The organism is Acinetobacter sp. C26M (genome assembly GCF_023702675.1).
Classification (GTDB): Bacteria; Pseudomonadota; Gammaproteobacteria; order Pseudomonadales; family Moraxellaceae; genus Acinetobacter.
The window spans coordinates 1,079,630-1,097,033 of record NZ_CP098478.1 but is presented as its reverse complement, the minus strand read 5'-3'; the positions used below and the strand labels follow the sequence as shown (position 1 = coordinate 1,097,033).

The 17,404-nt window shown below is 39.5% G+C and carries 2 protein-coding genes; both read right to left on the bottom strand.

The window, feature by feature from the left end; genetic code table 11:
• Complete coding sequence (locus tag NDN11_RS04980; protein WP_251110939.1) at nucleotides 1–324, bottom strand: hypothetical protein; 324 nt, start codon at nucleotides 322–324, stop codon at nucleotides 1–3.
• Nucleotides 325–16,254 (bottom strand): DUF3990 domain-containing protein, encoded by a 15,930-nt coding sequence (locus tag NDN11_RS04975; RefSeq protein WP_251110938.1) that lies wholly within the window; start codon nucleotides 16,252–16,254, stop codon nucleotides 325–327.
• Between the last annotated feature and the right edge of the window lie 1,150 nt (nucleotides 16,255–17,404).

The following is a 17,404-nucleotide window of genomic DNA, read 5'->3' as shown; positions in this document are numbered from 1 at the left end:
TTAAATTCCTCCTGATCTATATTCCTTTATAAATTTATTCAACCATTTAATATAAGCTAATTTATCTGGATTATGGTTTAAAACCTCATAATAATAAACTCTAAGTGCAACTTCAAAATACCCCCAATGTTCCCAAAGTTCTTGATTCTCAGGTGCCAAGCCATACTCCCCTACAAACTCTTCATTTGTAAATTTAGAGTAATAACTATTAATTAAAGAATTAACATCCAATTGAGAGCCTTTGAAAACGGATTCAAAATGTGATCTAACTCCCATAAAAAAGTGTATTACTTCTTCATTATCACCAACACTTAATACTGTCATTTACTTATCTACCATATATTGATTAAACAACCACGCTGAAGCAGGTGAACGGACAACAACTTGAGGCTGTCTATTTTCCCAGTGTAACATCTTTCCTTCCGAATTAATCTTTCTAAATAAAGGACCAGAGATTATATCATGATTTTCGATTTTCACATTCCATTCTTGCGGTGGTCTATAAAATGGTATTGTATTTCCATTTTTGCCAATATAATTTTCAATACCTTTATTTAAAGTCACAAAATCCTGCCACTCTTTATTTGGAGAATTAAACTCTAGATGATTTAAATCATTATACTTATCTTTCGGGATACGAAACTCTAATACCCCGATATCATTTAGATTCTTATTTTGCATTGTTGCAGAACTAATGGCGTCATCACGCGAGGAAGTCAAATAAAATCCTTCTCCAAAATCATTTGACGCTTTAGATTTAGTAATATCAATTCCAGACACTCTAATATCCGATGCAAACGCTTTTGAAGTCCCATGATATAAAGTTATAAATTCCACAGGCTTAGGTGCTGGCTGTATTATTTTCCCTCCCGCAATTGTAGCCGCGAAATTAGGCAAAGACTCTGCAAATGCATCATAATCATTTCGAACCAAGGCTCTGAATGGATTTAAAACACCATCTACTGTCCCAACGGCAACATTCTGAACAATAGTTTTACCTGTTGAGTATATACCCTGTGATTCTAATGATTGGAAAAACCAGCTCTCTGGTTTTGCGCGAGGATTCACTCGCTTTGCAAACACATCAAATGAAGTATAAGCACCTTCACGTGCTAGCCCAACCATCCCATGCCCAAGTGTTCTGACACCATTTACAAACGGTTGGATATGATAATCTCGATAAAAGGCTTCTAATTTATTTAAAGGACGAAGTTCTGCTCTCGTTTGTGACATTCTACTTTGCTGAATGTTATCCAATGCCACACTCATATTAAAACCACGTACACCACCAAGAGCATATGTAACAGCTGATGGTCTAAATACTTCATCTTCTAACATCGCTTTTACTGAAATTGAAGGTAGCATTGTTGAACCTGAATTTGAAGCTCCACCACCACTCATTAAAGTTCTAGAACGTTCGGCTGCATTATTTGGTAAATAATCAGAAACTATATCACTAACGTAATCAACACCAGACTTAACGTAATCTAGGCCTGTATTCATAAAGTTCTTAGCTTTAGTCACAGCCTCATTTACACTCATCGCATATAGCGGCGCTGTAGCTAAATCTTTTCTTGCTTGACGAAGAAATACTTCCATTTCTAACCAATCTGCTGATTTCTCTCCGAATTGTGTCCCGGCAGTATTCGCAATTGCTGCCATCGAAACATTTAAATAATCCGGTCTTGCTCCACCAAACCATTTATCTTCTATCGTGGCTGCTGCACTTGCACCAGCAATTGAATAAGCATATGGGCTTGCTGATTTACCAAGCGTATTAAATGCCCCAGACTTACCTAAGCCAGCCCCTGCCATTGAACCAACAATCGATGAACCTAGTGCTGCCCAGCTAAAGCTTTGGTTATTACCAAACGCCTGATTGGCAATGTAATTTGAACCATAACCGACTGCACCGGCATATGCCCCAACACCTACAGCTTGTGTCCAACCTGCTGTACCATTATTGACTGCATTGATTGCATTAGAAGCTGTTTGAGCCCAACTATACCCTTTAGTAGCGAGTTGGCCTATTCCGGCTCCCACACCAGCAGTCGCTCCAGCGGTTAGTGCAGACACCCCAACCTGTGACCATGAGAAACTATCTACAGCGCCCATTGCTTTACCAACCAATTGCGAAGCTGCACTTCCTACTGCCGCTCCAACCATTGCTGCTCCAATTGAAGCTCCACCCAGTGCAGCCACACCAGTAGAAAAAAGTGCTCCTGATGCTATTGTAGTACCAACTGCTGTTGTAACACTTGTCCCAGCTGCTAGAGCTCCAAACGCTGCTGATGCAGCTCCCGCAGTATAAATTGTCACAACCACTGCCACTACAATCATCACAATCTGGGCAATACCACCACACTTCTTCTTCGGTTTCGGTGGTGGTGGCGGACTTGGGACGGTCGGTTGGGTATCCCCAATCGCTTCACCTGGGTTATACGGTCTAAAGGTTTCACTGTTGTTGTGGATATTGGTGACTTTGTTCGGAATCGTGAGTACTTGACCTGCTGTCAATTTATCTGATGGACTTAAGCCATTCAGATCCGCAATCATGTACCACATCGAAGCATCGCCCCATACCGACAAAGCGATGCTTTGCAGGGTGTCTCCGTTGTTCACCACATAGTTAGTTGGAGCACTCGATGGATACTGCGCGTTGATCGGCTCAAAGTTCTGATCAAAGTCCGCTGATGAAATCGGTTTAAAGTCCTTGGCCTGTGTTGGTGTGCCTCGACTGTTCTGCAAGCTTTGTACATAGTCTTCACGTGATGGACCATCATTACTCACATCACCAATGCGCTGACCATTGACATAATAGAAGTTACGGTAACGGTTCATTGATCCGTTAATTAACTCATTACGCTGCAACACCATCCCTTGCGAGTTATTGATATAAGTCGCTTGACGTTGATTCTGCGCATTTTTTTTGTCGGTAAAACCACTGACATGTCCATTGACGTCATAACTAAAATCAGTCGTACCTGTCAGGTTATTCACCGTAGTACTAATCGACTTTTGTTTAGCCGAATCCCACCAATCATAGGTATATTTGGTCGTTTGAGCTGAACCTGAACTTGGTGTCATGACCGTATTGTCTAATGTTACCTTATCAGCAAGATAATTATAGACAGTGCTACCCGCACCATTGCCACCAGCTTTAGTCTGATTAGTGATTTGATTGTCTTTGTTATAGATGTTGTCTGTCGTTTGGTAAACACTATCACTATTCGGATTATAGTCCTTGTATGTCTTCACCCGACCTAAGGCATCATTGGCACGTGTAGAAAGTGTATATTCAGTCCCTAACACACCATTGGTGTTATAGTCTGCATTCAATACTCTTTCAAGATAGCCATCAGTCGTATAAATATAGCGTTCTTTATGCGCCTTGCTTGAGTTGAGTGCATCTTTACCATAATCTGCTGAGGTTCGTTGGCCCAACTTGTCATAGGTAATTTCAACCCCTGTATCACCTTTTTCGACTGTCTTGGTGGTGTTATTCAGTCTTCCCATGCTGATCGTAAAACGATTCATACTGTCATAGCGATACCAAAAGTCTTGGATCTTCGGTGCAGCATTCACCGCATCACGGTAGTTCGCCAACATATGCATAATGTTGCCATTGGCATCATAGTCATAGGCAATATTAAAGGATTGATCTTGTACACTAATCTTACGATTCAATGCATCGTAATTGATCTGGGCATTCTGGAAGACGCGTGGTTCACCTTCTTTGGCATTCAACTCCTGATAGCGTTCTTCAATTCGGTTACCATTGTCATCATAGCGATAGGCCGTGAGCAGGTTTAAAGCAACATCACGGATTTCTTTAATTGAACCATTGTTGTAGTAGCTATAGTCAATATTTTGACCTTGGGTGCTAGTTTGTCGGGTGAGCCAGCCACCTGTATTGTAGTAATAGTTAAAGACTCGACCGCCTTTATCGGTATGTTTGACTGTACGACCATAATAGTCTTGTTCATCGATCAGCTTTTTACCTAAGGCATCGGTCTCAGTTCGTTTAAGCCCACCTTTAGTACCATTGACGTTCAGAATATTGGCATCATAAGCATAATCAATTTTAGTCACAGCCCCTTCAGCTGATTTGCTCTGAATTACTCGGCCTAAAGCATCGTAATCGGTGGTCGTGATATTGCCTAGGGCATTGGTTGCAGTAATACGATTACCTAGTTCATCATAGCTAAAGGTATCGGTTAAAGTCTGTTGTACGCCCGCATTACTAATGGCATCTGCACCGATACTACCTGCTGTACGTGGAGCTCGGTTTATTTTAACCAGATTGCCATTCAGGTCATATTCATAACCTGTTTTAATTCCAATCTCATTGGTTCGTGCCAAGAGATTACCAAACACGTCATAACCATTGACGACTTGCCCAGCATCAGCATGGGTTTCATTGGCCACCAGCCAATCCCCTGTCTCCAGATTGTGACCATTTACATAAGTCTGCTTATTGATATTGCCATTAGCATCTTTAGTAACCAAGAGTCGTCCAGCAAGGTCATAACCATATTCAAGGGTTGGTGTGCCTTGTACTACACTGCCATCTGCCTTACGGATATCCACCGTTGGCAATTTCTTCTCAACCAACTTACCTAAGGTGTTATAGCTCAGTGTAGTGGTATAGCCATTACCATCAGTTTCACTGGTGATCTCACCAAAGGCATTGTGTTCTTGTCGGCGAATGATTTGGTTTTGTTCACTACCTGAACCCGTAATCGCCCATTTGGTTTGCTGGGTACTTCCATTTCCTTTACTGTCAATTGTGACTTTACCTGGGACAAAAGCAATCACTTTGCCAGTGGCGTCATAGAGCTGATAGAAGTATTCATAGTTCTCATAGCCATCTTTTGGAATGAGATCATTAATATTCCAACGATAGATACCATTTTGCGGATTAAGAGCTACTGTTGTGAACTGTGCTTTATCTCCCCAGTAGGCATCACTATTGATATCAGCATTAATCAGATCAGAAACAAAGTTACCATTGGCATCAACCTGACGTTTACGGTAATACACCTCCATCTTGGTGCCATTACTTTGTGCAGGCTGTAGATCAATCCAGCTATCATTAAGCAAGTTGGTATGCTGACCTGATCCTGCCCCTAAGCCCACATTGATATAACCACTGGCGCGGTTTAAGACTTTACTATCAGCATCTTTAGTTTCATAGCTATAGTAAACTGTGGTACTACCAAACAGGTTCAGCTCTGCAATCGCAGTTGCATCAAAAATAGCTTTCCCATCCGCACCAACAACCAGATCTACGGTTTGATTGAGTTGGCCAGCAACCGTGCCATATTTTACTCTAACGGTTTTACTACCAGTTGGTTGCCCAGAGAAAGTAATCTGGTTTTGTACAAAGGATGCAGGAATGTAGTTTAATACCTGAGGTTCAGCTCCTAGACGTAACTTACCGATGATACGCCCTAATGGACTGGTGTCTCCTGGTCTATTATACGAATCCAGTTTAAATTCATACTCACCATTTCTACTGCCAAAGTCCCAGTTAAACCAACCTGAAATCCCTGTTAAGGGGATATTTTCCCATACACTACTTCCGACCTTACGGAGTTTTAACTGAGCTACTGTCGATGTTGTAGAAACAGGCTGGAACTGATCAAAGAAGGCAATGCTATTCCCATAGAAAAGCATAAACCCATCTCCGCCATAATTTAGAGGAGACGTATTTACTTGCATACCTTCCGCAGTAAACGCTATGGTGCCCTGTTGACGGTTAATGATATTTTGTCCTGCATAACTCACATACTGGATTTCATATTTCTTACTAGGATCCAATCTAGAGGCATAATCGATATCAAATGCACCTGGAATCGTAGTCCCATAAACATCTTTTAAAGGAGTAGCCTCTATAAATGAATAAGCTGCTTTACTGCCTAATTCTCTATAATAAGTAAAGATATGGGTGGTATTTGTAGATTGATTATTTAATCGCAACAATAAGTCTCTATTCAGACTTCCAGTTCCTTGATTATATGAATAATTATACACAAGATCATAATCATAATTATGACCATTCTTCTCCCTTCTTACATCATTATCACAACTAGCTATTGGAATAAAGTTTTGCCCATCCTTATATACTAGAGTTACTTGATAATTAGCAGTATTATTCAAGAAAACTGTTCTTTTAAATTCGGCAGAAATGATATCCACATTAACTTTAGTAACGTCACCTGCTGATAGATAGAAAACACCTGTTGTTTTTACTAATTCACCAGTATTTCTATTTTTAACAACTAGAGCAAACTCTTGCTTACTATACTTTCTCAAAACATTATTATTAAAAGTATACTCTATACCAAAGAATGCCGTATCATCATCCTTCAAATATCCTTTTGTTTGGAAGTAAGTTGAATTAAACACACCGATATCTTTATAAATTGCATTATTAATATCTTGCCTACCATTGACAATATCCTTTTTATCTTTATAAAGATTAGGTATATCATCTACAGACAATACTTTCTGATTAATAGCTGCTTGATTATTAGCTGTGTTAATTACACCTTGACCACCCCCTAATATATCCCCTTTATCATTATAAGTAATATATTGATAATCATAATTTTGATTCTTAACCAGTGTGCTTAAATTCACCTGATACCAACCAGGCATATTCTTATATAATTCTGCACTATTTGTTAACGTACTCCATTGACTAGCACCTTGAAGCTTATATTTTACTTCAACACGACTTGTTCCAGCAGGCACATTATTTACTATCAAATGATTGTATGGTGCTACTCCCCCCTGGTGATCGACAACTTGTACACCTAAATCAAGAATATCTCCCGCATTAGAATAAAACATTGGTGGACGATAACTACTATCAGTATAAGTCACATAAATTAATGAGAGTTTATTAGGGACATAATTGGTAGAATTCATTACCAACTCTGTTACCGCAGGTGAGACTCTCTTATAAATTTTTACATTATAACTTTTACCCCCTAAAAATTTATCTTCATTTAAATCTAAAGGAAATTCAATAAAAGTTGTTGTTGAACTCACACTTCTTTTGTAGGTTTGACCATTAATACTCAGCTCGACTTCGAAATTTCCACTTCCGAAGCTTTGTAATTGTGATGGTAACGCGAATTGAATCTTCTGTACCACCATACCCTCTTCATAATTAAAAGTAAGTTTATCACCTGCCCCTCTAATTACCTGTTGTTCACGACTTATAATTTTCTGAATTTTCTGCCCAACTAAAGTAATCGGCAGCTTATAATCATTAAAGATATCAACCGCTACCGTACCCATGGTGTTGGCAACCGAATTGGTCGTCGCATTCGGATTCGCAGTCACACTGCCGCCCGAGAATACATCAATGATATTCACCGAACGTTTGATGGTACCTGTACTGCTTTCCAGTACCTGACCGGCTGCATTGCTACTGCTATAACTAAAGTTAAAATCAGCATTGGCCTTGATCGCTGAAATATCCAGTACAAAGGCACCTGCGGTAGCGCCTGCCTGCATATCCACTGTGAGCGTATTTTCAGGGGTCGCCGCACTGCCTTTCGGCCAATACTTAATAATGACTCGGGTCGCCTGAGCATGTGCCTGAATACTTAACTTTTGTGTATTAGCATCAAACTTCAGCTTGTTTGTGGTATCTGTTAACGCAACCGTAGATTTTTCCGTGGTGCGTGAAATGGTCTGACCAAATATATTTAAAGTGGTATCTAAACTTTCCTGACTATACTTCGGCTGACGAACCTCAGCGACCTGATTACGTTGGTCATAAACCGTTTCAGTATAGGTTACACCCGTGAGATCTTTTAGCTGATCGGGTGTCTTTGCTATAATTGTCGTGCTGCCAGTCGTATCCAACTGTAAAGTCGCATTGCCATTGCGGTCATATAGGTAATAGCGTGTCACCCCATTATTGGCATTACTCTTCCAGACCTTGCCCTGATTATTGTATTCCGTGACTTCCTGCCATGGATCTGTCGCTTTAGTCGCACTGTCAGCCTGAATTAAACGTTTACCTGTCACTTCACCAAATACGTTGTAACGGGTTTCACGTTCTTCCAAGGTCACCCAAGTAATTGCTGTACTCGTTTGAGTTGGCCGTGAGCCTTCTCTTACCCGACGCGTAATTTCTTTGCCTGAAGCATTGTATTCAATCAGCGTCTCATCACTTTTTACGACAGCCGTACTGGTTTTGCGTTCATTCCCAATCCAGGTCTGATTCCCCACTAAATCATAAGCATAGTCCACGCTATGATTCAGGTTAACATCCAGTTCCTTGATCAAACGTCCTAGCTTGTCATAGCCATATTGGGTCACACGGTCATCGGTACTAACGGCATCATTGGTGCCCAGTACAGAGCTACTCGAGAGTAGGCCCAAACCATTATAAACACTGGCAATACGTTGTTTCACCGCAACATTATTACTGTCTTTATATTCCCCAAAGGTACGTAAGGTTTCTCGACCCAACTTGTCATAGTCGGTTCTCACCGTACCAGTAATGTCTGTCTTGGTTAGAACCTGATCTAAACCATTATAAGTAAAACTGGTGCCACTATTCCCCACTTTAGTGGTCGTGCCATCGGTGTATTTGACATTGAGTAATTCAGTTTTACTGACTCGCCCTTTACGGTCTAATGTACTAATAGTGATGCGGTCATTATTTGCATCTGCAGTAACATAGCCCAAGACCTGTGTAAGTTGATCTGTAGCGTTGACAGTCTGTTTCAGCTGGGTGGCATACTTGGTTTCAGTAATACTGTTGAGCTTAGTCGTTGAATTATAGTCATAGCTCCACTGTGTCGCATAACCACCTGCATCCACACTCAATAACTTACGACCAATCGCATCATAATAGCTATAGCTATTATTGCCTTTGCCATCCTCAACACGAATGACATTACCATTAGCATCGTAATAGGTTCTAACTGTCGAACTGGTTGGCGTTAGCGCCCCCTTAAGATTGTTTTTTTCTTGGTAATATTCATACGCTGAAATATTAGGTGTGGTCACTGCTGTTTGGCGACCCACCTTATCATAGCTATAATCAACAACACGGACGTTACCTGCTGGTGCAACAGGTAAAGCTCCACCTGCTTGTGTCGGTAAAGCAATAGCGGTCTCGTAAGACTTTAATTGAATAACTTGACCATCGGCATTGTAGGCCCACTGTGTGAGTTGCCCAACTGGACTAATTTCCGAGAGTTTGCGACCGTTTTGATCATAATAGCTATATGTCGTTGCACCATTAGCATCTGTTTTTGCAATCTGGTTGCCATAGCTATCATATTGATAACTCTCTTTCGGTGCAGTAAGCGTCACAATCTTGTTTTTGACATTCGGCTTACTGGCATCCGTGACTTTAAACTGCGTCGTACTGACCGCTTCTCCTACTTTGGCGGTTAAACGATTTAACGCATCATATTGATAGACCGAAACACGTTGTTCTACTAAACCCTTCGCCTCAATCAGTTTGGTTCTATTTCCATAGGCATCATATTCATAGCTGTTGATGACCGCCTGGCCACCTGCCAATTCAGGCAAGGTTTCCTGAATCAGTCGACCAACTTTATCGTAGACATAACTATATACCCCACCCAATTTATTACGATATGTGGCAGGTTGGGTTAAACCATTGTTATAGGTATATTCTTCATAGTTACCCAAGATATCCGAGATCTTGGTTTTACGGTTCAGTTTATCGTACTGATAACTGGTTTGATCATAATACACATTGTAATCAAGATATGGCTGATTGGTTGGTGCAACCTCTGTAGCTGTTGCTAACACCCGTACATTATTTATCAAACCATTGTCAGCGATAATCTTATCAAGCCCATTCACACGCTGATAATATTTTCGCTCAGCAGTCTGGTTACCAAACACATCATAATAGTAGAAGGTAATATAGCCTTCAGCATCTATTTTAAAAGTATTACGGTTGAGCGCGTCATAATAGAAATAGCCCTTGTTCCCGAGCTTGTCTTTGACCCAAATAGTATTCCCAAACGCATCATAGCCTGTTTCAACCGAGAAGCCTTCGGCATCGGTCTCTTTGATCTTGCGGTTTAAGGCATCATAACCATATTGAATCATGGTATGAGCAGGCAACGTCGTGGCGGTTTTAAAAGCAACATCCAGCTGCGCTAAAGTACTGCTGCGACTTAAGGTCGTTGCGGCTTTAAAACGGATGATATTGATCACATTATCATAGGCATCATTGCTATAACGGGTCACATAGCCCATTGCATCAATACTGTAATTGAGACGACCATCCTGATCGTAATAGGAGTTGCTTTCTTTATAATTTGCAACTGGAACCACCTTAAAGGCTTTTTCTAAATTATCCGCATTGAGCTCAGGACGGGGTGTAGTGAAATTGCCACTGGCATCTTTAGTTCTGAGTAAATCTAAAATACTATCTGCCGTGAGATTTGATTGTTTACTTGAAATCAACTGACCAAGGGCATCATAACGATAATTATTGACGTAGCCCAAAGCATTAATGTCATAAGCTAAACGCCCAACCTTGTCGTAATAGTACTTAGTTTCGTTATATTGATCTGGAGTAACTAATAAAATTGCCTTATTAACATTGTTAGCATTAGAAGCTGGACGTGGTGTTAGAACACCATTAGCATCTTTGGTTCTTAAAAGGTCTAATAAAGTACCAAGTAAGAGTTTTGTTTCTTTTTTACTAACCAAATTACCTAAAGCATCATAGCTATAGTAAGTTACAAAACTAAGCTCGTTATAGTCTAATACCTTACGCCCCATCACATTAAAGATAGCACCTTTTAGTGTAAAAGGTGGAAGTTGATTTGCAGCCGTACGGTAGACCGCATCTAATTCAGCATTTGTACTACTACGGCTTAAACTAGTCGCATCATAGAATTTGACTGTCCCAGAAACTACATTAAAGGCGTTATAGGTATAACGAGTGACATATCCTAAGGCATCAATGGTATAGGTAACACGACCAAGTTTATCGTAATAGTAATTGGTTTCTCTAAATTGAATATCGGTTAAGAGCTTCAGTCCTGCATCAAAATTATCTGGATTAGACACGGGTCTAGGTGAGTTAAACGCACCATTCTCATCTTTGGTTCTAAGTAAATCGAGTAACGTGACATAAGAAATCGTGGTTTCTTTCTTGCCTACCAAGTTATTTAGCTCATCATAATAATAACGAGTAAGAATCGAATTCTTATCTAAATCATAAACTTTACGACCCAACTTATCATAGTACATATATTGGATCGTCGAACTTGGAATACTGCTACTATTCGCATAGATTGCACGCAACTCTAAAAATGTACTAGATCTACTCAGTGTTGTCGGCTCTCTAAAACTACGAATCGCAGTAATATCGCCCAATGCATTATAATCATGACGCTTTACATAACCCGCAGCATCAATAGTAAAAACCACCCGACCCAACGCATCATAATAATACGATTCTGTTCTAGAGCCTGCACTTGCAGTCTGTAATGCTGCTCTAACGGCCTCTTGTGTGAGGCTTTCACCTGTCAAATTGATCGCTTTATCATACGAGATGATCTGCGTGACTTTACCCAACTCATTGTATTGTTTCTCAACAACACTGCCCTCAGCATCGACACTAAAGATTTCCAATCCATCTTTGTTATAAACAAAGCGGGTTGATGTTCTTGCATCCACGCTACTTACTGTAATATCAGTTGTGATAGCTATATCTTTGACTAACCATGTACTGACATTTTGCAAGACCGTATAACGGTATTGTGCAATCACCCGATCATTCACATCGTAAACTGAACCGACTGTCTCACCTAAACTATTCACCGTATAACTCAAACGGTTCATATTGTCGTAGATATACCAGCTACTATTGCCTGCCTGATCAATCTTACGGGTAAGATTGCCATTCAGGTCATAACGATATTCAGTTTTTAAGGCTTCCCCTGTTGGATCCTTGATTTCAGAAAGGCGACGGCCCAAAGCATCATAGCTATAAACCGTAGTAACGCCTTTATCCACCACACGAATCTCACGCCCTGTCTCATCGTAGGCATAGGTGGTGGTTGCTTTAATCCCCGTGGCATCTTGTACAACTGAGGTCAAACGCCCTGCTTTATCGTAGTTGTATTGAGTCGAGCGTTGGTTTACTGTGCCATACGCCTCGATCACTTCTAAGCGTTGTCCTTGACCATCATAACGATATTGGGTTTCAACCTTCTCTGTCGCTGAGATGGTTACAATCTGCGATTGAACCCGATTGGCATCGTCATAAATGTATTCGGTTTTTAGTCCTAGCGCATTGGTGCTTTCTTTTAATAATCCAGTATTTTTATCATAAACATAGCTGGTCGATGCACTCGCAGCATTGGTTTCTTTGGTCTTCTTACCATCTTTATTATATAAATAGGTGGTTTTACCATTATTCGCCGCGGTAATCTCAATCACATCACCGAATTCATTATAACGTGTAATGGTTTGTAGCCCTTCTGGGCTCTTCACCGTTAACGTTCTGGCTTTATCATCATAGCTATAGCTGCTGATATTGTTATTGCTATTCACCGTGAGCACACGGTTCCAGGCATCATAAGTGGTTTTAGTGAGGCTGTTATTTGCAGATGTAACCTGAATGCTTCGTCCTTGATCTGCAAAATAGTCATAACTGGTGATGTTGCCTTTAGCATCAGTTTCTTTGGTGACTCGACCGAAGGCATCGTATTCTTTACTCGTGCTCTGGTTTAGACCACCTTTATCCGTAATGACACTCTTTAGCTCACCTCGTTTACTATAGGTGTAAGCCGTCTGTACGGGCTTTTTAACCCCATTGAGGGTGACTTGGCGTGTTTCAGTGTCTAGTTCACCGTATTGGTTATAAAGGAAATCAACGCTATTTGATTCAGCATCTGTTTTTTTACTGATATTCCCCAGTTTATCGTATTCAAATTTCGCAACATTATCTTTGCTTGCATTTTTAATCGCCGCAACCAAATTGCTTAGCGTGGTAGTAAGTTCACCACCTTTTAAGCGTTTACCCACGCCAACTGCATTGCTAAATGCCGCTGGAATCGCAGCCCCAGCTAAGTCGGTGACTTTCTCATCGGTTTTTGACAGGCTATTCACATATTGTGTAGTAGTTTTTACCTCACCAAACAGCGTGTAGCTGGTCTCAACCACATTACCTTCTGCATTAATGCGATGTGTCAACCGACCTGATTTATCATAGTAAAAGGTGGTGAGTTGACCTGCAGCATTCAATACCTGAGTCTTGCGCCCAGCAGCATCATAATATGACTTAATCGCATATTGTTCATAGACTTGATCAACTTGTGCAGCAGTCATACCCGACTTGATATCAAGTGCAACTTCACCCGCCAACACATGGGTCACATCATCAAAGGCATTGTAACGGGTAAAAATACGTCTTTCATTACTGCCTGTTGCCAAGATTTCCGTAATTACTCGACCAGCGTTATCATAACCATATGTAGTAATGCCCTGACGTGTATCACTTAACTTAGTTAAACGTCCTTGATTATCATAGTACTTAATCGACTCTTGATAGCTATTCGTCGCTGGAATCGCTGCAATAAAATCAGTCCAGACCATAAAATTGGTGATGGATACCGTTGTCGCCTCTGTATATTGACGTGTTGTAACCGTGTTATTTTTTTCATCGTAAATATAGGCTGTAATAAAGTTCTTTTCATCAATCGAACCAACCAGCTTATTTTGGGCATTGTAGAAAAACAGCGTACTACGAGTAATATTATCAGCCCCAGTTGGCTTCAATTGTGCCAAAGTCCCTGTTGCCCGCAGACTTTCGGTGGTAAGTTTACTGTAGCGATTGACTTGAACTTTTTGCCCTACCGTATTATAAATCGTTTCAACCAGATACCCTTCGGCATCTAATACACCAACCTGCTGATTGTCTTTATTATAAAAATAGCGGCTAATCCGATCGCCTGTTTTTGTTTGAATAACATTACCAAAGTTGTCATAACTATATTCCGTCAAGGTCCCATTGGCTTGCTTAATGCTCTTCAGTTGGCTACTGCTGTCATAACTCTTCTCAATCACTCGATCAAAGCTATTTACCGCTGGACGAATCTCTTCAATCCGTTTCTTGGCGACACTATTATTCACCAACCAGCCAGTAGAATTCACTGCATTGGCATAACGAATTTCTTTGGTCTGTAAATCATTTTTATTATAGACATATTCAATCAATAGCCCTGAGCTATCTGCAACCCCAACCAACCGACCTTTTTTATCATAGAAGTTGAATTGTTCATTGCCAGTCGGCTGTTTACTATAAACCAAACGACCTGCTTCATCATAAGTATAGCTTGTGGTTCTGCTCGGCTGATTCGTGGCAGACTGTACTATATTCAATAAACGCCCATAGCTATCAAAGCTTTGGGTCGTGACTAGATTCGCTGCATTAATGACTGTAATTTTACCCGCAGCATAACTATAAGAGGTTGTCCCCGCTGCACTCACCTCAGTTAAAATTCGACCTAGGCCATCATAAGTGAAGGATTGAATCGCTTGTGCTGCTGTCGCTGCTGCAGTTTGTCGGTCTGCACCATGACGAATGATCTTCTGCAACAACAACCCTTTCGGATCATAGACATAGTCGATCAGTTGCGTTGCATCTTCAAAGACACCTTGGTTATTGACCAAGCCTGCTGCATCAGCTGTTTTATTAATCGAGCTATAGTTGATTTCTCTTTTTAGATTACCTAAAACATCATATTCATAACTGCTAAGCTGATTTCTTGCGTTCTTTTTAGACCACGCTTCAATTGTAAGTAACATTAAATTAGTAGAAAGATATTTAGTATCATAACTTCCAACTTTTGTAATTAACTGACCTTGATCATTGTAAATATATTCCGATAACCTCCCATTATTAATAATAAAACGTAACCGCTGAGAACCATCATAAATATAATTTGTAGTCTTAGAATTACCTGTTGGTAATATCCAATTACCATTTGTATCTTTGGCGGCTAAGGTTTCAAACTCAACAACACTCTCAAGCCTTGATATCCCAGCATAAGTATATTTAATCGCTTTACCGAGGTGGTTATATTCTTCTGTTAAATTGCCATTACTATCATAACGATAAGTCAGCTTATTACCTTCGTTATCGACTATGCTGGTCACATTACCTTGACCGTCATAACTAAAAGAGGACACCTCAGCATTGGCATTTTTAATGCTAGTCAGTTGCTGATTCTCATCATAGCTGTATTCCCAGATTTCTTTTAAGCTATTTTCAACTGTAGTTTTATTGGCAGCGTAAGTAAAAGTGGTTAAGCCCTGACTATCTCTGACAGCTTTTACCCGATAGCTATTGGTTACACTATCAAGCTCATAACTAAATTGAACTGATGTACCATCACTTTGTGTGATTGAAGCAATTCGACTCGAATTTAACTCATAGCTATAACTAGTGCTATAGACTTTCTGGTCGGCAATACTATTATCATTCGGGGTAAGATCAGTAATGACTTTAGATAAGCGATTTAAACTGTCATATTCATAATAAACATTTTGGTTGGTAATACCATTGGCTTTAGTATCAATCCGTTTAATACGATTAGTAGTCCCATCATAGTTATAAATCAGTTCATTTAAACTGGTACTATTTAAATCTTTAATGGAGATTAAACGGTCAAGCGCATCATAACTATAAGCCAGATTAGTCCCATTACTATCTTTAACTGCAACTAAACGGCCTGTTTTTAAGCTTGGGTTATATTCATAAATTTCATTTACTCTAGTTTTTCCATCAATGACTGTTAACGTATTGCCATTTACCAACAATTTATCGTACGCACCATCACCTTCTGTAGAAATATAAGCATTAGCCGAACTATAGTTAAAAGTAATTTGATGACCATCTTCTGCAGTAATCAGGATTTTACTGCCTGCAGTAATAAGATCACCGACTAAAGTAATACGTCGACTCCATTCACCTCCCCATTGAGTATCTCCACTGAGAACCCCCTTAGAGTTATAGGTTTGAATGGATTGAATATCTTTACCAAGTGCAGAAAGATTCTGATCTAATTGGCGAATGATTAGATTACCATCGGCAATATTAACGTAATTTTGAAGTTGAGCCTGCCCAAAGTTGGCGTTGCCCTGTAGTCCTTTTTTGCCTAGGTTATTAAATGAGCTATTGAATAAACCCAAGCCATTTCCAGATACAATACCAACCATGACACAACCTCTTTTTTATTTTTTACGTAAATTGGCTCGCTTAAAATTCACATTTCAAATTAGTGTAAAAAACCTAAATTTAAGACAGAAATCTCAATGCTCTACCGACCCCATACAAGTGTTGAAGTCTAATATTTTTTATTTACTTTTTAAATGTGAAAGAAAAATAATTTGATAAAAAATAGGCTTTCTATCCAAAATATTTTCAATTGAGTTTAGATATGATTTCGATCATATAATTTTTCGTTACACTAAAATTAATACTCAAAAATATGCACTGCAATAAACGTATAGATTTTTACAAGAAAGCAAATAAAAAAGCCCTGAAACTTTCATTTCAGAGCTTTTTCGAATTTTGGTGGAGATGGCGTCAGTTGAATTTAATAAATAACCAACTGTTTTATTTAAATTTTATTTTTATATAACTCAAATTTACCCAATTTTGACCCATTAGCTTTTTGTACATTTTTTGATGGGTTAAAATTTTTGCTCAATGACGTTCAAGAGAGAAGAAGCGTAATGATCCCTTTATTTTAAGAACAAGATTTCATCTTCCCTGCACCACCTACCAGTGGAATGCTTTCTGATATGTCATTGACGACACTAATCAAGCAAATGTATGTGCAGTTGTTTGTTGCCGCTCTTTGACGTGAGACGTGATACCCCATCATTCGACTGACTTGTTGAACGCTCCAATGCTAGTTCAGCATATGCATGTAAAATTTGCTGAGACATTGAAAATCTTATCGAGCCAATAAATCTTGCCGTCAGTATATAATTTCACCCAAGTCATTCGAATAAATGCAGATTTTTTAAAAAAGTTAAACCTCCTTAAATTGATCAAGGCACTCAATACACTTTGGGGAACGGTTGGAGTTTCTAGAAAAGCACTATCACAGTATCTTTCATACCTCTAAAGGACTTTCATCCCTCTCAACATGACAATAAGCAACTTGTTCAAGAAGCAAAAAATCTAGTTATTTGAATAATAAGGATAACCAGTCAACCACATTAGCAAAAGGGTTAATGATTTTTAAATCTAACTCAAACATATCCTCTTTATAAATACTCACTTTCGTAGATAATAAAAACAATAATAAAAACAATAATAAAAACCCAACCCCTTTAAAACCCCAACACTTTAAATATA

Bases quoted from the DNA above. Each gene is read 5' to 3' on its own strand.
- NDN11_RS04980 (WP_251110939.1), bottom strand. From the start codon at position 324: ATGACAGTATTAAGTGTTGGTGATAATGAAGAAGTAATACACTTTTTT.
- NDN11_RS04975 (WP_251110938.1), bottom strand. From the start codon at position 16,254: ATGGTTGGTATTGTATCTGGAAATGGCTTGGGTTTATTCAATAGCTCA.